The 21403-nt window shown below is 40.5% G+C and carries 22 protein-coding genes and 1 tRNA gene; 20 read left to right on the forward strand and 3 right to left on the reverse strand.

Annotation, left to right across the window (positions count from 1 at the left end; all coding sequences use genetic code 11):
* Window positions 1-396 precede the first annotated feature (396 nt).
* On the forward strand, window positions 397-600 hold the full coding sequence (locus JR334_01225) for a cold shock domain-containing protein (protein ID QRN85884.1): 204 nt from the start codon (window positions 397-399) through the stop codon (window positions 598-600).
* 128 nt (window positions 601-728) lie between these two features.
* On the opposite strand, the gene JR334_01230 is transcribed toward JR334_01225, so the two are convergent.
* Together JR334_01230 and JR334_01235 are read right to left on the reverse strand one after the other, a co-directional pair.
* On the reverse strand, window positions 729-1352 hold the full coding sequence (locus JR334_01230; GenBank protein QRN85885.1) for a 4Fe-4S binding protein: 624 nt from the start codon (window positions 1350-1352) through the stop codon (window positions 729-731).
* Between the two features lie 9 nt (window positions 1353-1361).
* The gene (locus JR334_01235) at window positions 1362-2411 is read right to left on the reverse strand and encodes an aminotransferase class I/II-fold pyridoxal phosphate-dependent enzyme (GenBank protein ID QRN85886.1); all 1050 of its coding nucleotides are present in this window, start codon (window positions 2409-2411) and stop codon (window positions 1362-1364) included.
* A 173-nt stretch (window positions 2412-2584) separates the two neighbouring features.
* Here JR334_01235 and JR334_01240 point away from each other — a divergent pair, with 173 nt between their 5' ends.
* From JR334_01240 to hcp, 5 genes are all read left to right on the forward strand, one after another.
* Window positions 2585-3370: a tryptophan-rich sensory protein gene (locus JR334_01240; GenBank protein ID QRN85887.1), complete on the forward strand. Its 786-nt coding sequence runs from the start codon at window positions 2585-2587 to the stop codon at window positions 3368-3370.
* 142 nt (window positions 3371-3512) lie between these two features.
* The gene (locus JR334_01245) at window positions 3513-4718 is read left to right on the forward strand and encodes an ABC transporter substrate-binding protein (GenBank protein ID QRN85888.1); all 1206 of its coding nucleotides are present in this window, start codon (window positions 3513-3515) and stop codon (window positions 4716-4718) included.
* Entirely contained in the window at window positions 4715-5413 is a 699-nt protein-coding gene (locus JR334_01250) for a hypothetical protein (GenBank protein QRN85889.1), read from the forward strand. The genes JR334_01245 and JR334_01250 overlap by 4 nt, the downstream gene beginning before the upstream one ends.
* The gene (locus JR334_01255; GenBank protein ID QRN85890.1) at window positions 5410-6420 is read left to right on the forward strand and encodes an ABC transporter ATP-binding protein; all 1011 of its coding nucleotides are present in this window, start codon (window positions 5410-5412) and stop codon (window positions 6418-6420) included. The genes JR334_01250 and JR334_01255 overlap by 4 nt, the downstream gene beginning before the upstream one ends.
* Window positions 6421-6469: 49 nt before the next feature.
* Window positions 6470-8107, forward strand: a complete 1638-nt coding sequence (hcp, locus tag JR334_01260) for a hydroxylamine reductase (GenBank protein QRN86827.1) — start codon at window positions 6470-6472, stop codon at window positions 8105-8107.
* 84 nt (window positions 8108-8191) lie between these two features.
* Here the strand turns inward: hcp and JR334_01265 are convergent, their stop codons facing one another.
* Window positions 8192-9955, reverse strand: coding sequence for an ABC transporter ATP-binding protein (locus JR334_01265; GenBank protein ID QRN85891.1), 1764 nt, complete (start codon window positions 9953-9955; stop codon window positions 8192-8194).
* Window positions 9956-10173: 218 nt separating this feature from the next.
* Between JR334_01265 and JR334_01270 the strand changes: the two genes are divergently transcribed.
* The 14 genes from JR334_01270 (at window position 10174) to JR334_01335 (ending at window position 21048) form a co-directional block, all read left to right on the forward strand.
* Window positions 10174-11088 carry a VIT1/CCC1 transporter family protein gene (locus JR334_01270; GenBank protein QRN85892.1) on the forward strand — a complete coding sequence of 305 codons (915 nt, stop codon included), beginning with the start codon at window positions 10174-10176 and terminating at the stop codon, window positions 11086-11088.
* 197 nt (window positions 11089-11285) lie between these two features.
* Window positions 11286-12686 (forward strand): F0F1 ATP synthase subunit beta, encoded by a 1401-nt coding sequence (locus JR334_01275; GenBank protein QRN85893.1) that lies wholly within the window; start codon window positions 11286-11288, stop codon window positions 12684-12686.
* Window positions 12683-13063: a F0F1 ATP synthase subunit epsilon gene (locus tag JR334_01280; protein QRN85894.1), complete on the forward strand. Its 381-nt coding sequence runs from the start codon at window positions 12683-12685 to the stop codon at window positions 13061-13063. The genes JR334_01275 and JR334_01280 overlap by 4 nt, the downstream gene beginning before the upstream one ends.
* An 8-nt stretch (window positions 13064-13071) precedes the next feature.
* On the forward strand, window positions 13072-13383 hold the full coding sequence (locus JR334_01285) for an AtpZ/AtpI family protein (GenBank protein ID QRN85895.1): 312 nt from the start codon (window positions 13072-13074) through the stop codon (window positions 13381-13383).
* 1 nt (window position 13384) lies between these two features.
* The gene (locus tag JR334_01290) at window positions 13385-13663 is read left to right on the forward strand and encodes an ATP synthase subunit I (protein ID QRN85896.1); all 279 of its coding nucleotides are present in this window, start codon (window positions 13385-13387) and stop codon (window positions 13661-13663) included.
* Window positions 13664-13666: 3 nt separating this feature from the next.
* Window positions 13667-14347 carry a F0F1 ATP synthase subunit A gene (locus tag JR334_01295; GenBank protein QRN85897.1) on the forward strand — a complete coding sequence of 227 codons (681 nt, stop codon included), beginning with the start codon at window positions 13667-13669 and terminating at the stop codon, window positions 14345-14347.
* Window positions 14348-14372: 25 nt separating this feature from the next.
* Window positions 14373-14639, forward strand: a complete 267-nt coding sequence (locus JR334_01300) for a F0F1 ATP synthase subunit C (GenBank protein ID QRN85898.1) — start codon at window positions 14373-14375, stop codon at window positions 14637-14639.
* 4 nt (window positions 14640-14643) lie between these two features.
* Window positions 14644-15390: a hypothetical protein gene (locus tag JR334_01305; protein ID QRN85899.1), complete on the forward strand. Its 747-nt coding sequence runs from the start codon at window positions 14644-14646 to the stop codon at window positions 15388-15390.
* A 2-nt stretch (window positions 15391-15392) separates the two neighbouring features.
* The gene (locus tag JR334_01310) at window positions 15393-16907 is read left to right on the forward strand and encodes a F0F1 ATP synthase subunit alpha (GenBank protein QRN85900.1); all 1515 of its coding nucleotides are present in this window, start codon (window positions 15393-15395) and stop codon (window positions 16905-16907) included.
* Window positions 16908-17783: a F0F1 ATP synthase subunit gamma gene (locus JR334_01315; protein ID QRN85901.1), complete on the forward strand. Its 876-nt coding sequence runs from the start codon at window positions 16908-16910 to the stop codon at window positions 17781-17783.
* Window positions 17784-17858: 75 nt separating this feature from the next.
* A tRNA-Thr gene (locus tag JR334_01320) sits at window positions 17859-17933 on the forward strand.
* A 203-nt stretch (window positions 17934-18136) separates the two neighbouring features.
* Entirely contained in the window at window positions 18137-19033 is an 897-nt protein-coding gene (locus JR334_01325) for a decaprenyl-phosphate phosphoribosyltransferase (GenBank protein QRN85902.1), read from the forward strand.
* An 8-nt stretch (window positions 19034-19041) separates the two neighbouring features.
* Complete coding sequence (locus JR334_01330) at window positions 19042-19992, forward strand: flippase-like domain-containing protein (GenBank protein QRN85903.1); 951 nt, start codon at window positions 19042-19044, stop codon at window positions 19990-19992.
* A gap of 12 nt (window positions 19993-20004) precedes the next feature.
* Complete coding sequence (locus JR334_01335) at window positions 20005-21048, forward strand: NAD-dependent epimerase/dehydratase family protein (protein QRN85904.1); 1044 nt, start codon at window positions 20005-20007, stop codon at window positions 21046-21048.
* The last annotated feature ends 355 nt before the right edge of the window (window positions 21049-21403 follow it).

The following is a 21403-nucleotide window of genomic DNA, read 5'->3' on the forward strand; positions in this document are numbered from 1 at the left end:
AAGAAAAGGTTATCTTGGCCTTCTAACAACAATAATCCTTACGATGAAGAGAAAGCGGTCATTTTATAGAGATAGACCTTATTGTTGCGCAGATGGCGATAGTAGGTTACACTTTGTCTTGAAGGTAGTTACGTCACTGGTTTGGTAGGGAAGTTTACCCATGGATGGTTAGTAAAAAAAACTATTTATGGAATATTTATTATTTTATACGAAAACAGTTGCTTTTACTGTCTTAATGTATTATTATTACAGAGTACCTTGAATTGAATGTAAAGATTTTATTCATATTGGAGAAATAGACAAGAGATATGTTATATACATATACGCCTAGCTTCCAAATTTTATTGATGAGATTGAGCAATGAGTTTAGGGAATAAAATTTTGGAGGAAAAGAATATGGCAAACGGAAAAGTAAAATGGTTTAATGGTGAAAAAGGTTTTGGTTTTATTGAATGTGAAGACGGTACTGATGTATTTGTTCACTTTTCAAACATCAACAAAGATGGATTCAAAACTTTGGACGAAGGCGAAGAAGTTACTTTCGATGTAACTCAAGGCGCTAAAGGCCCACAAGCTGAAAACGTATCATCAGCAAGATAATACGAAACAATTGAATTATTGAGTTTACATTGTGAACTCTTAAATTTAAGAAGCTTAAAAACCTACTATTTATAATAGTAGGTTTTTTTTGTATGCCTGGAAACTTGTTTGCCATGTAGCCAGTCAAGTCATCTGCCATCAGTAGTATTTTCTGCTAGGCTTATGGCATCGACAGGGCAGACTTCAACGCATTTTCCACATTCTAGACATAGGGATGAATCGATCGTAAAGATTGGATCACCGCTACTAATCGCTTCAGTACAGCATAATGGGACACAACGGCCACAGCGAATACACGCTTTCCCTATTTCATAACCCCATGGAGCAGATAGTTCTAGACCAAAGGAAAACTGTTTGCGTGTAGGTGGGTGATTGTTTAATTCAAAAAGATCACCATGGCCAGAGTCAATATAGAAGACATCCAAAATGTCTCGTTGGCTAGGGCTGTAGATTGACTTGAGGCTAGGGTTTTCTTCAAAAATCTTTTGTCTGTAGGTATCCATTTGTTTTTCTGAAACGAGCTTGGCTTCTCCTTTTAAGCGAATCATAGTATAGTTCTCATCCATACCAGTAATCGATACAACTGGATTATTTTTAAGCTGCCGGTAAAAAGCTTTACCTCTTCCTGTTACAAAAAATAAGCTTTCATCTTCGACAAGCATAAGGTCGATGATTCTTGAAAAAGGTTCGTTTTTCCATGATGTGGAAAAAACAACGGATTTAATTTTTCTAAGCTGTTCTAGTTCTTTCATGACAACCTCCTAGTTTTCATTATTTTCTTGCAGTAAACCTTTTGCCTTCGCTAAGAAACAATCGATGTCTTCTTTTTTTGTCGCCCAGGAAGTAATTAAACGGATGACAGAGTTCTTATCTGTAGCCTGAGCCCAAACATAAAAATCAAAATGATGGGAGAGACGCTCGATGCAGTCATCAGGCAGTATGGGAAACAATTGGTTGGTATTAGATTGCACGAAAAAGTTTACACCGAGTGCAGCTAGACCGTTTCGCATATGACCGGCCATTCGGTAGGCATGAAGAGCGAGTTCTTCATAGAGTCCATCCCTAAAAAAGGTTTGAAAGGTAAGCCCCAGAATGCGTCCTTTGGCAAGGAGAGCACCACGTTGTTTAAGTAGATAGCGAAAATGGCTCTGCCATTCTTTGTTATTTAATACTAAGGCAGCGCCTAAAAGAGCACCATTTTTAGTACCACCAATAAAGAAAGCGTCTGTGTATAGGGCATAGTCCGCTAAGGTAAGCGTACTATTTGGGTGCACTAGTGTTTGACCAATTCTCGCTCCATCGCAATAAAGATATAGGTTATGTTTTTGGCAGAAATCGCTTAGTAGAGCTAGTTCGGATTTATCATATACCGTACCCCATTCAGTAGGATTGGAGATATAAACCAACCTGGGATGAACCATGTGCTCATCGCTATGTAGGGAGATGAGGGGCTGAATGCAGTCTGGTGTTAATTTACCATCGGGTGTATCCACGGTCACAACCTTATGCCCAGTAGCTTCAATAGCACCTGCCTCATGGGTGGCTATATGTCCGGAAGAGGCAGCTATGCAGGCTTCATAGGGCCTTAAGATACTAGATATGGCGACGAGATTGGTTTGGGTACCGGCACTGAGCAGATGAACTTCTGAGTGCTCACATTTGAGGTGGGAATGGATCAATCGGCAAGCTTCTATACTGTAATCATCATTGCCATATCCAGCTTGTTGTTCCATATTGTGGTCAATTAGGGCCTTTAATATGCGCGGGTGGGCACCTTCACCATAGTCGCTTTTAAACGATACTTTACTCATTTTGCTCCTCCTGTTGTATCTTCTCTAAGTATAAGACAGGACAGAGAAAAATGGAACAGAGCCAGTCCCTAGGAATTAGTTCCTGGGTGTTTCTCTTTCTAGACCATTTGTCGTAGATTGCAGGATTACGGCTAAATATATCGAAACAATGAGATAGGGACAGGAGGAGAGCGATGATTAAAAATATTCAACAAAATATCATTGTGGCCATATTCTTTTTGGTAATGGTAGGGGTCAATGTTTTAGCAAATCTATTACCAATTAATGGTGTGAATACGGGACAAGTATCGGCGGAATTGCCAAACCTGTTTGTTCCGGACCCAGTTACCTTTAGTATTTGGGGACTAATCTATTTACTTCTTTTTGGTTATGTAGTCTATAACTTTGTTATCCATGAGGATGATAGAAGAAGCAAGCTAAAGGAACTGAACCAGCTTGCTCGATATTTTTGTATTTCTTCTTTTCTAAATGCCTGTTGGATTTTATCTTGGCACTATGGCCTATTCATTTTGAGTACAATTGTGATGCTATTCTTACTGCTTAGTTTAATTTTGGCGCGTTTAAGTATAGAAAAAATGACATTACGCGGACGAGAAAAGTTATTTATCCGTTTACCGTTCAGCATTTATCTTGCGTGGATTAGCATAGCAACCATTGCAAGTATAACTACAGCCTTGGTATACCTAGCGTGGGATGGATTTGGAATCTCTCCAATAGTTTGGACCATCGCAGTGCTTTTGGTAGGCCTGCTAATTAGTGGAGCCACCATGCTGAGATTTCAAGATGGAGTATATGGACTAGTGATTATGTGGGCTTATGCGGGAATAGTTAGAAAGCATTTATCCGTTGATGGATATGCTGGGATGTATCCGAGCATAGTAGTAGCTACTGTGGCTTGCATAGTTGGTCTAATATTACTCGAAATTTATTTAATTAAAAAGGGAAAATTTAGTGCTTAAATAGATAGATAAATTAACAGACACGCGAAAAGCTCTTCCAAAAAAAAAGAAGAGCTTTTGTTTTGGTAACCTAGGTTACTGATTCAGGCATACGTTATCACTATAATGGGGACATAACGTTAAGACTTGAAAGGAAGATAGTATGAGTATACAGATTAATTGGAATCAGACAGTGTATGACTTTTGTGCTACATATCCTGGTGCAAATCAATTATTAATACAAATGGGTTTAGCTGGGTTGGCAGATGAAAAAATGCTCAACACGCTAGGAAAGAGCATTACTTTAGAAAATGCATTGAAAACCAAGAATATAGCACAGGAAAGCCTTGCAAGGGCGTTGGAAGCGATGATCCAGAAATCGGAAAGTTTAGATGATGCGGATCGTTTGCAGGTAACCGGGGTGCTTCCTTGCCCGGTAAGAATTCCGATGATGGAAGGAATAGAGCGTTTTTTAGACGATAAGGTTGAATTGAAGAAGAAAACGGTAGTCAATCTAAAAGCGGCCTCCATGGGCGTAGATTGGATGTTGGATTCCGTTAAGAAAGAGACCGCTGAGGATATTCCGGATTTATTTCTTTCGGCAGGATTTGATTTATTCTTTGATCGCGCTTTGTTTGGCCATCACCGAGATGCTGGCGTATTTAAGGACATCAGTCCTTGGAAAACCTATAACCAGGAGTTTGAAAACAAGGATATGACACTTCGTGACCCTCGTGGTCAATATGCCTTGATTGGGGTTGTACCGGCTATTTTCTTAATTAACAAAGAGGAACTAGGTGACCTTGCAGTACCGACATCTTGGGAAGAATTATTGGAACCAGCCTACCAAGGCCGGGTTAGTTTGCCGGTCGGAGATTTTGACTTGTTTAATGCAATCCTCTTAAATATCCATAAGCTTTATGGTGAGGAAGGCGTAAGGAAACTTTCACGAAGTATGCTGCGGAGCATGCACCCAGCAGAAATGGTCAAATCCCATCGGACGAAAGATGAGAGTCCTTTGGTAACCATCATGCCCTATTTCTTTACAAAGATGATTGTACCAGGAAGCCCCATGCAGGCAATATGGCCCAGGGATGGCGCTATTATATCTCCTATCTTTATGTTGTCTAAAAGGTCCAAACAACAAGAATTGCAACCCTTAGTTGATTATTTTTGCTCTTTGGAAGTAGCTGAAATACTCAGTTACAAGGGGAAATTCCCGAGCGTACATCCAAATCTAGATAACCAGTTGGGAGATAATCATCCTTACCTTTGGTTGGGATGGGACTATATCGAATCGAGAGATATTGGAAAGCTGATAAGGCACTGTGAAGAAGTTTTCAATAATCCAGAAAGGAATGAAGCATGAATCTAATTAGTATTTCTGGACCTCCCTCTTGTGGAAAGACCTCTGTTATTTTAAAAACCATCGAAGCATTTAAGGAAAAAGGTCTTCAAGTCGGGGTCGTTAAATTTGATTGCTTGTATACAGATGATGATAAGCTGTATGAAAAAGCAGGCGTACCAGTGAAGACGGGTTTGTCTGGCTCATTATGTCCGGACCACTACTTTGTGAGCAACATAGAGGAAGTTGTGCAATGGGGTTTAGCGCGTTCCTTGGACGTTTTGATTACCGAGAGTGCTGGACTTTGCAACCGGTGCTCACCCTATCTGAAAAATGTAAGCAGCGTTTGTGTAATCGATAATTTGAGTGGAATCAATACACCAAAGAAGATTGGACCCATGCTGAAATCAGCGGATATTGTGGTCATAACAAAGGGCGATATCGTGTCCCAAGCGGAACGCGAAGTATTTGCCTCCAAGGTTCAAATGGCCAATTCAAAGGCAATTATTTTGCATGTAAATGGCTTGAATGGACAAGGTGCTTATGAACTAAGCGGCTTGCTATATAAAGAAAGTGAAAATCTGACAACCGTACGTGGACTTGAACTAAGATATCCAATGCCCTCTGCACTTTGTTCCTATTGTTTAGGAGAAAAGAGGATTGGAGAGGAATACCAATTGGGTAATGTACGAAAGATCGACTGGGGGGATGAAATATGAGAAGCGAAGACATTAAGGCTACCGCGATACCAGCTTTAATTGATAAATATCCCTTTGTAGCTACTTATTTGGAAGATAAGGGATTTGATATATCTGGCAAGGAAGTGCGAACCCTAGGAGAAATACTCTCGTCCTTTGATGAAGAATACCAAGAAGAATTCGCATTTAATCCGGAACAATTTTTTCAAGAACTCACTTCATATATTCAGAATATGCTTTCCTTTTTGGGTGAGGAAGAAAATGGAATCAGTTCCATCAGTATCTTGCCAGGTAAAGATAAATCTGGTAATCCTGAGAAATTTTTGCCACTCACGATTCAAAAGGGAGAAATTGTTGCGATTGTAGGCCCAACCGGCTCAGGAAAAAGTCGGCTTCTAGCAGATATTGAATGGGCTGCCAATGGAGATACACCTACTGGACGTGTTGTACTAGTAGATGGAGAAACTCGGTCGGATGACCATCGTTTCTCGCTAAATAAGCGTTTGGTGGCTCAATTGTCACAGAATATGAACTTTGTGATGGATGTTACAGTGGAAGAGTTTATCACCTTGCATGCAAAGAGTAGGCAAGCAGAGGCGAGTGAAGTAGTTGATCGGATTATTGAAAAGGCCAATGAACTTTCTGGCGAGCCGTTTCTAGCAGGCACGGCTATCACCAATTTATCTGGTGGCCAATCTAGAGCCCTGATGATTGCAGATACAGCCATCCTTAGTCAATCGCCGATTATCTTAATCGATGAAATTGAAAATGCGGGTATTGACCGCAAAAAAGCCATGGAGTTACTAGTAGGTGAGGAAAAAATTGTACTAATTGCTACCCATGATCCTAGCTTGGCTCTAATGGCAGATAAAAGAATTCAGATTCGTCATGGTGGTATTCAGTCTGTGACGGAGACAAATGAACAGGAAAAAGCTATTTTAGGAAGATTGGAAGAAATTGATCAATTTCTTGGTGATCTTAGAAAACAATTAAGACAAGGGGAAACGTTGACCCTTCCGGCGGAATAAGTCGGATTCAATATAGATTTTCAAATAATGATACATGGAGGATAAGATTATGAGTATGTTTTGCTATCAATGCCAAGAAGCGGCAAAAGGAACAGGTTGTACTACACGTGGGGTATGTGGAAAGACAGATACTGTTTCTGCCTTACAGGACCTTTTGATTTATACAATAAAGGGGATTGCTGGATTGGCACTTAAAGAAGTTTCCGATTCAAATCGTCTAATAGCAGAGGATTTTACGATTCGTGCCTTGTTCATGACGATTACAAATGCTAACTTTGATGAAGCAGCAATTGCAGATAAGATTGAAGAAGGACTGAAACTCAGAGATGCATTAAAGGATGAACTAGTTGCAGCCGGTCTTGAAATACCAGCTGGAGATCTGTATACCTGGCAAGCAAAGGGAAGAGCTGCATTAGATGCAAAGGCTTCTGCCAATGAAGTCGGAGTATTGGCTACCCAAAATGAAGATGTACGCTCCTTGCGTGAATTGGTTGTTTATGGACTTAAAGGTATTGCGGCTTATGTAGAGCATGCCATTAATCTAGGCAAGGTAGATCGTGATTTGCAACATTTCATGTTGGAAGCGATGGCTGCTACGACCGAAGAACACACGGTAGATGAATTAGTGGCTCTTACTTTAAAGACCGGAGAATATGCTGTGACAGCCATGAGCTTGTTGGATGCAGCCAATACTGGTGCCTACGGTAATCCGGAGATTACTGAAGTAAATATTGGCACGAGAAACAATCCGGCCATCTTGATTTCAGGTCATGATTTAAAGGACTTGGAGCAACTGCTCGACCAAACCCAAGGAACTGGTGTTGATGTGTATACCCATGGTGAGATGTTACCTGGACATTATTATCCAGCCTTTAAGAAATATGATAACTTTGTAGGAAACTACGGAAACGCTTGGTGGAAACAAAAAGAAGAATTTGAGAGCTTTAATGGACCGATTCTCTTTACTACAAACTGCATAGTACCACCCAAAGCGGAAAACGTGTCGAAAATTTATACGACAGGTGCGAGTGGTTATCCTGGTTCAGTCCATATTTTACCGGATGAAAATGGGAATAAAGATTTTAGCCAAATTATTGAGCATGCTAAGAAATTGCCAGCCCCGGTAGCCATTGAGAACGGCTCCATTGTAGGTGGCTTTGCACATGAGCAAGTCTTTGCCTTGGCAGATACAGTAGTTGAAGCCGTGAAAAGTGGCGCTATTAAGAAATTCTTTGTGATGGCCGGTTGTGATGGACGTCAGAAATCTCGTAACTACTATACGGAATTTGCTGAAAAGTTGCCGAAGGACACGGTTATTCTGACCGCTGGCTGTGCTAAGTATCGCTACAATAAATTGGATTTGGGAGATATTGGGGGCATTCCGAGAGTATTGGATGCTGGACAATGTAACGATAGTTATTCTTTAGTGGCCATTGCCATGAAGTTACAAGAAATCTTTGAACTAGACGACATTAATGATCTTCCTATCGTCTACAACATTGCTTGGTATGAGCAAAAGGCGGTAACAGTACTATTAGCCCTACTTTCACTCGGTGTAAAGAATATTCATTTGGGACCAACCTTGCCGGCTTTCCTTTCACCCAACGTTGTAGATGTGTTGGTTGAGAATTTTGGTATTGCTCCGATGGGTACAGTAGATGAAGACCTGGATCTGTTTTTAGGATAATTCAGGAACAAAAGATATGACAGTAAAAAAGGAACTTCTCTTTTGAGAAGTTCCTTTTTATATGATTGGTATGCTTTTAAAAAACTAGGTCAGGGAATCTGGGATATATCCTTTATCTTGAGCGTAATACAAACGGGCGTATTGTCCGCCTTTTTCAATTAGTTGCGTATGGGTACCGCTTTCCATGATTCCTTCATCGTTAATTACAACAATCTTGTCAGCATTTTTTATGGTGCTGAGCCTGTGGGCGATGATTAAGGTGGTCCGCCCATGAGATAGGCGCTGCAATGCCTTTTGAATCTTGGTTTCGGTTTCATTGTCTAGAGCAGAAGTTGCTTCATCCAACAGAAGAATACGGGGATTCTTCATGAAAATCCGTGCGATAGATATTCGCTGTTTTTGTCCTCCGGAAAGCCGAATGCCCCTTTCTCCAACATAGGTATCGTACTTGGCAGGCAAGCTCTCAATGTATTCATGGATTTCTGCATTTTGAGCAGCCTGAATCATATCTTCTTCACTGGCATTTTCCGAACCATACAGAATATTTTCCCGGATGGTTCCTGCGAATAAGAAGACATCCTGGGACACCAGGCCAATATTTTTACGCAAGCTTTTCAGGGTGTATTCTTGTATATTCACGCCATCTAAGGTTATGCTTCCTATGCTAGGCTCATAGAACCTAGGAATGAGATTACACAGGGTAGTTTTTCCGCCACCGGATGGACCGACCAAGGCTAGCGTTTTATTTGCTTCAATCGTAAGATTTAGGTTTTCAATAATGGTCTTATCCTTTTGGTAGGAGAAGGTCACATTGTGAAAAACGATTTCACCTTGGACAGAAGTTAGTTCTTTGGCATTCGGTAAATCGCTAATCTCAGGTTCTTCCGCCATGATGTCTGCAAATCGCTCGAATCCAGCGATACCAGACTCAAACATCTGCGTTAAGTTGGCAATTTTTCGCATCGGAGTCTGAAAAGTAGCCACATAGAGTGTGAAGGCAATTACATCTGGATAATTTAGTTGTCCAATGTATATAAGATAGCCTCCAACAGCGATGACCAACAGATTCAAAAAATCTAGAATGAAAAACATACCGGCAAAAAAGACGGACATGTGTTTATATGCGACATCTTTTGAATGGCGGAATCGAAGGTTATCTGTGCGAAACTTATCTATTTCTCGTTGCTCATTGGCAAAGGACTGCGAAACCCGTATGCCGGAGATGGCACTTTCGGTACGTGCATTAATGTCCGCCATTTTTTTTCGAACTTCTCGAAAGCTCTTACTCATGCGTTTTCTTTGATTAATCAGAAAAAAGAGTAACACAGGTATAAAAGCATAGACAATAAGGGCTAGTGTGACATCGATTCGAAGCATCATGATGAAGGTGCCAGTAATGGTTAAAAATGAAATTAAGAGGTCTTCTGGTAGGTGGTGGGCCATCTCCGATACATCGTTTAAATCATTCACCAAGCGTGACATCAAGTGTCCTGTTCGAGTACGGTCATAAAAGCTGAATGGCATCTTTTGCAGATGTAAAAATAAATCATGACGCATGTCGTATTCAAGACGGACACCCAAAATATGTCCATAATAGTCCACGATGTATTGAAACAAGACCTTAATGACATAGATTCCCAAAAGGATTAGGGCGAAAATGAAGAATAACCGAAAGGTTTTTTCCTGTAAGAGGTCGTTCAGCATATAGCGGGACAAGTAGGGAACAGTTAAGTTGATGCCCGAAATGATAATGGCACAGGATACGTCTAGTGCCAATAGGATTTTATGGTTTTTGTAATATTTTGCAAAACGTCTAATAAGACGTAGCGATTTTCTTTTTGTCTGCATGATATTTTCCCTTTCTACTGCCATATTATAGCATGAAAGCGTCTAAGCAAATTACTAAATTAGATTTCGGTAAAATGCGATGGGAAATCGAGATTTTCATTTTTTGAGCTTAACTTCATGTTAAAATAGTAGCGTGAAGTATGACAGCAGCATTTTATAGCTAATAAAGAGGTGTATATTGCTTGCTTCGATTGCTGAAAAAACGTAGGTAGAAGACGATGATCTTATATATTTTATATCAATATAAGAGGCAGATAGGAGTTAAGATGACAAAAGAATCGATAAAAGCGTTGCTAAAATTACAACAAGGAGAAATGACGGGCTTTGTGGTATATAAAAGGTTGGCTGAGCGAGAAAAACACAATGCCAATAAAGCGGTACTAATGGAAATAGCAGGTGAAGAACAATCTCACTACCAGCTATTTCGTAGCTATACCGGGCAAGAGGTGTCTGCTCATTGGCTAACGGTTTGGATAACGCTTCTATTAAGCAAAGTGTTTGGACTTACTTTCGGGCTTAAAATGTTGGAAAGAGTCGAAGCAAATCGGGAGCAATATGAGGCACTCGTCGATGAAGTTCCTAGCATGAATCAGGTAATTGAGGATGAGGAAGAGCATGAACAAACACTGATTGGCATGATAGATGAGGAGCGCTTGAAGTATATGAGCTCAGTAGTTCTGGGCTTAAATGATGCTTTGGTAGAATTAACAGGTGCTTTAGCTGGTTTTACGCTCTCTATACAGAATGCTCGAACGATTGCGCTGATGGGCTTTATTACTGGTATATCGGCATCCTTTTCCATGGCAGCCTCAGAATACTTGTCTACACGTGCTGAAAACAATGTAGAGATTGATGCCAAAAAATCAGCAATCTATACAGGGCTTGCCTACGTAGCAACCGTTTTGATTCTGGTCCTACCCTTCTTCTTATGCGAAAGCTATCTGCTTGCTATGGCCGTTACCTTACTGTTAGGTATCGGTATCATTGCCCTGTTTAACTACTATGTAAGTGTGGTAAAAGATGAAAGATTTGGGAGCCGCTTTTTAGAAATGGCTTCGATCAGCATTGGGGTAGCCTTGATTTCCTTTGCCATAGGATTTCTGGTTAAACGGTATCTGGGATTTGAAATCTAGTAGGAGCACATATTGGCAGATGGTTATTGAATAGTTTCGTAAATTTAAAAATGAAATCATTGCAACGACAGGCAGTCAGATGACTGCCTGTTTTTACTGTATGTGTAAAAGGTCAAATTCGATACTTAAAAGCTTCTTTGCAGGAAAAAGCTGAACTATCACGAAAGGACTAATATAGATAGTAGGAGGTAAATTTTATGCCTAGAGCCAATATCGGTGTCGTTAAAAGCATACGGGGTAGCGTAATTGAGGCGGTATTTTCTAAAAAACTGCCTCATATAAACAATAAACTTGTTTCGGGAAGCAACAATGAAATAATTTTGGAAGTAAGCTCCTTTGTAGATGCTCAGACCGTGAGGGCCATGGCAATGACCTATACAGCTGGCCTGGCCAGGGGGGATGCAATTTTAGATACGGGAGAAAGCTTACACATCCCTGTTGGCGTGGAGACATTAGGAAAGATGTACAATCTTTTCGGAGACAGACTGGATGGTGAACAAAGCCCAGAGGGAACGCAAAAGCGCTCCATACACCAAAAAGCGGCTTCTTTCTCTAGACGTAGTGTTTCGGATGAAATATTTCTTACCGGAATAAAAGTGATTGATTTGTTGATTCCCTTTCCCAAGGGGGAAAAGATTGGTTTACTTGGAGGGGCCGGGGTCGGTAAGACTGTGTTGATTACTGAACTAATAAACAATACATCCAGCCGCACCAAGGGATATAGTATATTTTGTGGTATTGGTGAAAGATCTAGAGAAGCAGAAGAACTGTACCGTGAAATTCGAGAGGCAGGCGTTCTCGATAAGACAACGCTCATATTCGCACAGATGAATGAACCACCAGGTGCTAGATTTAGGGTAGGCCATGCCGCCTTAAGCATGGCGGAATACTTTCGAGACCATGAGAAAAAGGATGTACTGCTTTTAATCGATAATATATTCAGATTCATCCAAGCCGGTTCTGAAGTTTCCGGCTTGATGGGTAAGATGCCATCAAGAGTGGGTTATCAGCCGACCTTGGCCACAGAATTATCAGAACTGCAGGAGAGAATCAGTAGCACTGCAACTGGTTCAATTACCTCTATTCAAGCGGTCTACGTTCCAGCAGATGACTTCACAGATCCATCGGCTACCCATACCTTTTCCCACCTGTCCGCTTCTGTAGTGCTTTCTAGAAAGAGAGCCAGCGAGGGACTCTATCCAGCCATTGACCCTTTGGAATCTAGCTCTAAGATGCTTTCTAAGGCTGTGCTCGGTATAAGGCACTATGAAATTGCCAAAGCCATAAGGAGAACCCTAGCAACCTACGAGGAATTAAAGGATATTATAGCCATGCTCGGGGTGGAAGAGCTAAGTGATGAAAATAGGAACATTGTTTATAGAGCTAGGCGGATAGAGCGCTTTTTAACGCAACCATTTTTTACCACGGAACAGTTTACCGGATTGAATGGAAAGATGGTGGAACTAGAGGAAACACTTACCGGTTGTGAACGAATTTTAAATGATGAATATAGCGACTATGAAGAAAGTGATCTCTATATGATCGGCAGCATAGACGAGGCGGACGATAAAAAATCACTAAGGATGAAACAAAGATGAGAATCAAACTAATAAAACCAAATCAAACCTTGTTGGATGTAGATGCAGATAAGGTGAGCGCGCCTGGTAGGGATGGATACTTTCAGATTCTACCAAGACATATCGATGCTACTTGGAGCCTGAGGGCAGGCATCCTGACGGTTTTTCAAGAGCAACATGAACGTTACTTCGCTATCAATGAGGGATTCTTGGTGAAACGTGGTGATTCTGTGCAGGTAGCCTGCTTACAGGCCGTAGAAGGAGAATCATTGCAGAAACTGGAGAAGAACTTGCAAAGCAATTTTCGGAAGATTGATGAAATGGAAAGAATGGCAAGAGAAGTTTTGGTCAAGTTAGAAGTGGATGTTTTGAAACGTTTTGTTGAATTGGAAAAATAGGTGTGAGAATGGACGAGGAGAAAAAAAAGAAGGAAAACAAGAGCCCGGAAGAAAAGCTCTGCGAGATTATTGATGCCCAGGCCCAAAAGAAAATAAAGTCGAAAAATGAAGGCAGTGAAGTCCTTTTTGGACTGGGACTATTTGGGATTATTGGTTGGTCGATAACCATACCCACCATAGCTGGTATTGCGCTGGGTGTATTTTTAGACAAGCGTTTTCAGGCAGGAATTTCTTGGACACTGACACTCCTTTTTGTGGGTATTGTCATTGGCTGTTTAAATGCCTGGCATTGGATCAAAGAAAAGAGCAGGGAGGATTGATATGTATCTTGCAGGCTTTGTGGGCGGTTTGCTAATGGGAGCCATCTTCTTTCTAGGACTCTACGTGAGTGTTAGAAAAATGACAAACTATAAGCATCCGGCAGTATTCATATTTATTACCACTACGTTACGCATGCTAATCGTATTAAGTGGATTTTATCTGCTTAGCTTTCACGGAGCAATCGTTATGCTGTTGGCACTGCTCGGTGTGGTCAGTATGCGGATCGTGATTGTCCGGTGGCAAAAAAGTGAAATTGTGCAAAAGAATAGTAGGGGGTGAGTCATGAGCATTGATCCCAGCAGTATTGTCTATTTTGAAATAGGTTTTGTCCATATTACAGCGACACTGGTATTCACTTGGATTACGATGCTGGTCTTGACCTTGTTCTGTGCGATATCGACAAGAAACCTGCGTAAGAAAGCAGAACTTAGACCGTCGCAGCATCTCTTGGAAGCCATAATGGAAGTAAGTAAAAGTCAGATTAGAGAAATTGCGCAACAAGATCCAGAGCCCTTTCTTCCCTTTGTGGCAACCCTCTTTTTGTTTATCTTTAGCGCAAATGTATTTTCTGTCATACCAGGATTCATTGCGCCGACAGGTTCTTTGAATACGACGATTGCACTAGCGCTTTGTGTGTTTTTCGCTGTGCCCTTTTTTGGAATTTCTAGTAAGGGTATTTTAGATTATTTAAAGCAATATGCGAAACCGAGTCCGATTATGTTGCCATTTAATATTATCAGTGAATTTTCAAGGACGCTTTCATTGGCGATTCGTCTTTATGGAAATGTGATGAGTTCTACAATCATCATCGCCATATTGTTGGGGGTGATTCCACTTATCTTCCCCGTTGTTATCCAACTGTTGGGATTGTTGACGGGAGTGATTCAGGCGTATATTTTTGCGATCTTGGCCATTGTGTATATATCATCCGTGATTCAGCACAAGGAGAAAAAAGCGAAATAGATTCAACTAAATGAGGAGGAATACTATGGATTCTATTGGATTGATAGGCATGACATCCATTATTACAGCGGGGTTTACTATGGCAATTGGTTCTGTAGCACCAGCCTTGGGGGAAGGGAACGCAGTAGCCCAGGCCTTGCGCTCAATTGCGCAGCAGCCTGATGAGGCCAATACAATATCTAGAACCTTATTCGTGGGTTTGGCCATGATTGAGTCAACTGCAATTTATTGCTTTGTAATAGCCATGATTCTGCTATTTGCCAATCCCTTCTGGAATTTGGTTATAGGGTAGCGTTATGGCCATAGACTGGTTTGAAATTGTAGCTCAAATGGTTAATTTTCTAGTATTGATTTGGTTGCTTAAAAAGTTTTTCTACAAGCCGGTACTTCAAGCAATGAAAGATAGGCAGGAACGAATCAATCTGGTGCAAGCAGAAGCGCAAGAAAAAATGGAGCAAGCCAATGAACTAATCCGGACTTATCTTCAAAAGAAGAAGGAGTTGGCTGAAAAAGAAGAAGAATTGATGTTAGACGCTAAGTTGCTTGCTGAAGAACGGCGGGAAGAATTGCTTTTAGAGTACCAGGCAGAAGCAAAGGTTAAACGGCAAGCTTTTTTGGATGAAGTGACAGAGGAACGAGAACAGTTTTTGACCAAACTACGTAGAACTCTTAGTAGTAATGCGGTGATGCTTTCTGAGCATATTCTGAAGAGCGTTGCGGGAGTCGAATTACAGCGTATTTTCTTCGAAGACTTTCTGCATAAGCTAATCCAGATGGATGAAAAAATCTTTAACGATAAAAATACGAAGGGGCGTACCATCACTCTGCGCAGTGCCTATCCCCTAAAGATGGAAGAAAAAGAACAGTTTCAGGCAGTATTAGCCGGTAGAGTTAAAGATTTGCAAACGGTGGAGTATGTGGTAAAAGAAGATTTTGTATTGGGCTATGAGTTACAATTCGAGACAGTTACCATTAGCAGCCATCTAGGCAAGTACTTGGAAGAGTCGGAAAAGAACCTAAGACACGTTATTGAAGAGGTGTAAACATGCTTTGGGAACAGCTGAGCAAATTGGACGAAGCAGTACAAGAGACCATACGAATTCTTCCTAGAGATCCTTCTATCGAGGAAAGCGGGACAGTATTATCTGTAGACAAGGGCATTGCCTTGGTATTGGGACTATATTCCGTTAAAAATCAAGAACTTATTGAATTCCCTCGCAATACGATGGGCATGGTATTCAATCTTGATCCCGAAGTAATCGGTGTTATTTTGCTTGGAAACTATGACCATATTCAAGCAGGAGACCAGGTGCGTAGAACATACCGGGTGGCAGATATTCCGGTATCGGAAGATTTGCTGGGGCGGGTTATCAATCCCCTAGGTGAGGTAATCGATGATCAGAGAAGACCTATTGAGGAAAAAGAACGTCTCCCCATAGAGCAAGAAGCTGTACCTATTATGCATAGGGCGCCGGTTTACGAACCCTTGCAAACTGGAATCAAGGTTATTGATTCCGTGGTGCCTATCGGCAGAGGCCAGCGCGAACTGATTCTTGGTGACCGCCAGACTGGAAAGACAGCCATTGCTATTGATACCATCATCAACCAAAAGGATACCGATGTTATCTGTATCTATTGTGCCGTAGGGAAACGCACCAGTTCTATCACCCAAATTGTTCGAACGCTGAGGGAACATGGAGCACTTGCATACAGCATCATTATGGTGGCTGGTTCCGAGGAACCGCCTGGCATTTCTTTTATTGCCCCTTATGCTGCTACTTCTATTGGAGAATATTTCATGAGAAAGGGGAAAAATGTACTAATTGTCTATGATGACCTGACACGCCACGCCAGAGCATATCGAGAACTATCCTTGCTATTAGAGCGCCCACCCGGTCGTGAGGCATATCCGGGTGATATTTTCTATATTCATTCCAGATTATTGGAAAGGGCGACTCACTTAACGCATGAGTTCGGCGGAGGCTCAATTACGGCCTTACCAATTATCGAGACACAGGCGGAGAATCTTTCTGCCTACATTCCTACAAACTTGATTTCCATCACCGATGGCCAGATTTATCTTTCTCCAAAGTTATACCAGAAAGGCAACCTCCCAGCTGTTAGCATTGGGACTAGTGTTTCTAGAGTGGGTGGTAAAACGCAGCTGCCGGCTTATCGTGCGATTACGAGTGCATTAAAGTTAACCTATTCTCAATTTGAAGAGTTAGAGCGCTTTTCAAGCTTTGGCTCGAGGTTGGATGAGGAAACTCGAAAAATTTTAGATAAGGGTCAACGCATTAGGCGGGTTCTTTCACAAGTGCAGTATGAGCCCATAGAAGTGACCGAGCAAATGGGCCTTCTTTTGGCAGTGGTGTCTGGTGCTCTTGATCCGGTTGCTTTGGACGATATAGAAAAGGCAGAAGAGATTATCCGCCAACTGGTACGCGAGGATGACGAATTACAAAAGGCCATGAAAGGAAGTAAACCATTAGAAGATGAGGTGAAGGAAGCATTCATAAAACAAGTGGAGGAGATTCTTAAAAAGGAGTTGGTGGAATAGATGCAAAGTCTAAAACACATTCAGCAAAGTATTCATTCAGCGACTAGTTTAGAATCTATCGTTAGTACGATGAAGGCCTATGCTTCAAGCAATATTCTACATTTTCAGAATGCTTCAGATGCTTCGAACGCCTATGGGGAAGTGCTAAGAGACTCCCTGTATATGCTACTTTACCAAGAAAGCCCCTTTCCTTATCTTGCTGAACAAGAAGGGCAGACTATCCATGTAGTATTCGGGTCAGACTTTGGACTATCCGGTCGCTTTAATGAGAGAATTGTGGATTTTTCATTACCGCAGATTCCTGCTGGTGAAGATGACAAATTGATTGTCATTGGCTATCAGATTTTAACTCGAATTCAACACAAAAGAAAAGTTGGAACGTTTTTTAATGTACCCCAGACGGAGGAAGGTATCACACCGATTGTGCAGAGGGTGTTGCTGAGCATTGACGACTTCAGAAAGCAGCGTCCTATTGGCCGCATCATTTTATATTATAATAAACCGGTCGGCAAGATTTCTATGAAAGAAGTAAAAGAGATACTTTTTCCTTTAGATTTAGCTAAAATGACCAGAAAACCTGCAGATTGGAATTCCAAATCGCTACCAGATGTATTTATGGACAAGGAAGAAATGCTATCTGATTTAATTCAGCAAATATTTTTTATCAGTCTATACCGCACCTTTTGCTATTCATTGGTTACGGAAAATGCCAGTCGCTTGGCTTCAATGCAGTCAGCTGAGAAAAACATTCAAGAACGTCTTGAAGAATTAGAGTTCCACTATAGGCGGGAACGCCAAAGCCAAATCACAGAAGATATCAGTGACATCATATCCGGATACATGGCCATTAAAAAACAGGAAGAAGCTAAGGAGTAACCTTGTGATGAAATCACGAAAATATTACGGATTGTCTTGACAAATGATTTGTATTCCGTAATATGTATAGGGTAAGCTTCGTTAGCTCAGTGGCAGAGCAGCTGTTTCGTAATCAGCAGGTCGGGAGTTCAAATCTCCTGCGAAGCTCCAAGCTGGAATCCTTATTCTGTAAGGGCTCCAGCCTTTTTTTGTAGTATACACAGAAGCACTTAATATGCAGGGTATCATACAATTAATGATAGGGTAAATAATTTGCAGAAATAATGAGACTAACTAGTCGCCTCGCTGAAAGAAGGGGCTTAGAATCCTTCTTGTAGTTTGTGGTATAATCTAATCTGATAAAGGAGATAATAATGCTCGGTTTGCAAAAGGAAAATACTGATAGGGTGAAGGCAACGTATGGACTAATTGAGTCTCTGAGGCCTAAGCAGTGGACTAAAAATCTTCTCATATTTGCGGGGTTAATTTTTTCTAGTACTCTTTTTGTCCCCGAGAATCTTTTTAAAGCTGTATATGGATTTTTGATATTCTCAATCGTTTCAGGTGTAACTTATATAATTAATGATTTAAGGGATATTGAGGAAGATAAAAGACATCCCAAAAAGAAACTTAGACCCTTAGCTTCAGGAAGATTGCCTAAAGAAGTAGCCACGGTTTGGGCATTCGCATTACTTCTAGGTTCTTTGAGTATGGCCTATTTTATGGATATGCAATTTTTTCTAATTACGATTCTCTATTTTATTTTGATGGTATTTTATTCCTTATATCTGAAAAAAATTGTTATATTAGATGTATTAGTAATAGCGCTAGGCTTCGTGCTCAGAGCTGTGGCAGGTGCAGTTATTATTGGGGTTTCTATTTCACCTTGGCTTGTCTTATGTACTCTTTTACTAGCACTTTTCTTGGCTTTATGCAAAAGAAGACATGAACTAGTACTTTTAGAGAATACGGCTACATTGCATAGAAAGGTACTGAAGGATTATTCTATAAATTATTTAGATCAGCTCATTTCTATCGTCACTACAGGAACGATAGTGGTCTACGCCTTGTATACCATGAATTCTGGTAAGCCCAAAATGATGGTTCTAACTATGCCCTTAGTTATTTATGGTATTTTTCGTTATCTTTACTTAGTACATCAAAAAAAACAAGGTGGTAGTCCTGAAGAATTGCTAGTTACCGATAAACCACTTCTTATTACTATTTTGTTATGGGGAGTTGCTACGATTGCCTGCTTTTATTTCATCTAGGAGTCATTATGCAAATATCTTTTAAAAAATATAGAAAGCTTGTCTTTATGGGTTTTGTATTGGGGTTATTAGTAGTGTTCTCACTACTTTTTTTTGCAGATTTTAAAGCGGTCAGTAAGGTGTTGCATAATATCAATATTGCCTATTTGCCGATCATATTTATATTAGCACCTTTGAACTATGCTTTGCGCTATGCGAAGTGGAACTACTATTTGAACTGCCTAGACATACATATTGATAAAAAGGTTAGTCGTAATATCTTTATTAGTGGACTTGCCATGACGATTACACCTGGTAAAATAGGGGAGTTGTTTAAGTCATACTTATTAAAAGAGGAATCAAATATTCCTATTGCTAGGAGTTCGCCGATTATTGTAGCGGAAAGAGCTACCGATGGCATAGCCATGATTATTTTGGCCTCAGTTGGAACACTTACTTATTCGTATGGCTTTTTAGTGCTAATCCTGACTTTGCTAGTTATGACTGTAGGGCTTTCTTTTCTTTATTTTGATAAACCATATTTAATAGTGAAAGATTTGTTTTTTAGGTTTGACTTTACGCGCAAATATTTCACGTGGTTGGATCGCTTTAAGGAAAGTTCTAAGAAACTATTTGCCCCTAAGAGTTTGTTTTTTGCTATAGGGATTGGGGTCATATCTTGGGGTTTTGAAGGGCTAGTGGTCTTTTTTAGCCTACGCGCTTTGGGTGGAGAAATAAGTATATTGGGGTCAATATTCGTAGTAGCTTTTTCTTCTGTGGTGGGAGCAGTCTCTACTCTTCCAGGAGGTTTAGGGGTGGCTGAAGGTAGCATAGTGGCGATCTTAATGCTGCTAGGTGTTTCCAAGGAGATGAGCGCAGCGACTACTCTTGTTACGAGGTTTTCAACACTATGGCTAGGGGTTATAATTGGTATGATAGGTCTATGGAATGCAAGAAAATATATGGAAATAAGAGGCTAGAGAGGAATGCAAATGGATAAAAAGATTTTAATTACCGGTGGATCCGGGTTTATGGGCATCAATCTTATAAGGGTGCTCCGTAAAAAAGGCTATACTGATATTCGGGTAATAGACATCGCGGATTTTGATTATCCGGAAAAAGACTTTGTAGATTTTATAAAAGGCGATATCAGGGATAAAGCCAAGGTTAAAGAGGCGATGGCGAACGTAAATTTTGTAGTGCACTGCGCAGCTGCCCTTCCGCTATACTCTAAGCAAGAAATTTTCACTACCGAGGTTGACGGTACTAGAAACCTTTTAGAAGAAGCACTTGCGCAAAAGGTTGAGCGTTTTGTTCATACTTCTACAACGGCAGTGTATGGGATACCGGATCATCATCCTCTATACGAAAGCGATGAAAAATATGGCGTAGGCAACTATGGAGAAGCGAAAGTAAAGGCAGAAAATTTGGCTGTAAGCTATAGAGAAAAGGGTCTAATTGTGCCAGTGGTAAGGCCTAAATCATTTGTAGGGCCTGAAAGATTAGGCGTTTTTGCCATGTTTTATGAGTGGGCCAAGGATGCTAAGAATTTCCCCATTTTAGGAAACGGTAAAAATAAGTATCAGTTTATGGATGTGCGTGATTTGGCCGAGGCGGTTTATCTTATGCTAACGCAGGAAGCGAAATTAGCCAATGACACCTTTAATGCTGGGGCTAAGGAGTTTACTACTATGAAGGAAGATTATCAAGCTGTTCTAGATGCAGCAGGTTTTGGTAAAAAGATAATCCCCATTCCAGCAACTCCTGCAATAATTTTACTTAGAATTTTAGAGGTGTTAAAACTTTCACCTTTATATAAATGGATATACGAAACAGCAGCTAAGGATTCTTTTGTTTCTATCGAAAAATTACAGAATCAATTGGGATGGCAGCCTAACTACTCCAATAAGCAGGCTCTCTTAGATAATTATAAATGGTATTTAGAAAATTATCAGGACTATGAAAATAAGCAAGGTGTTTCTCATAGAGTACCATGGAAGCAAGGAGCTTTAAAGATTGCAAAATGGTTCTTCTAGTGAGGTGGCGATGATAAATAGGCATCTCAAGAATAACCATAATAATTTTTATGCCTTATACCTATACGTGGCATTAATACTATATATCACTACTAAGAATATTGGAAATGTAAGCAAATGGATGGCTACTCATTATATATTTTCAATAAAGAAGGGACTTTTATCTAGAGCCTTTGTCGGTAGCATACTAGATTATATAGCCCCTCATTTGTATGGAAAATATGGGGTTATAGAAGCCATAGGGAATGTAGTGCTTTTTTCAGTGTTTCTTTGTTTCCTTATTCTAGTTTACAGGTACTTTTGTAAACAAAAGACTTTTACTAGTCTACTTATGACTTTGGTATTTTTGACCTCC

The organism is Clostridia bacterium (assembly GCA_016887505.1).
Classification (GTDB): domain Bacteria; phylum Bacillota; class TC1; order TC1; family UBA5767; genus UBA5767.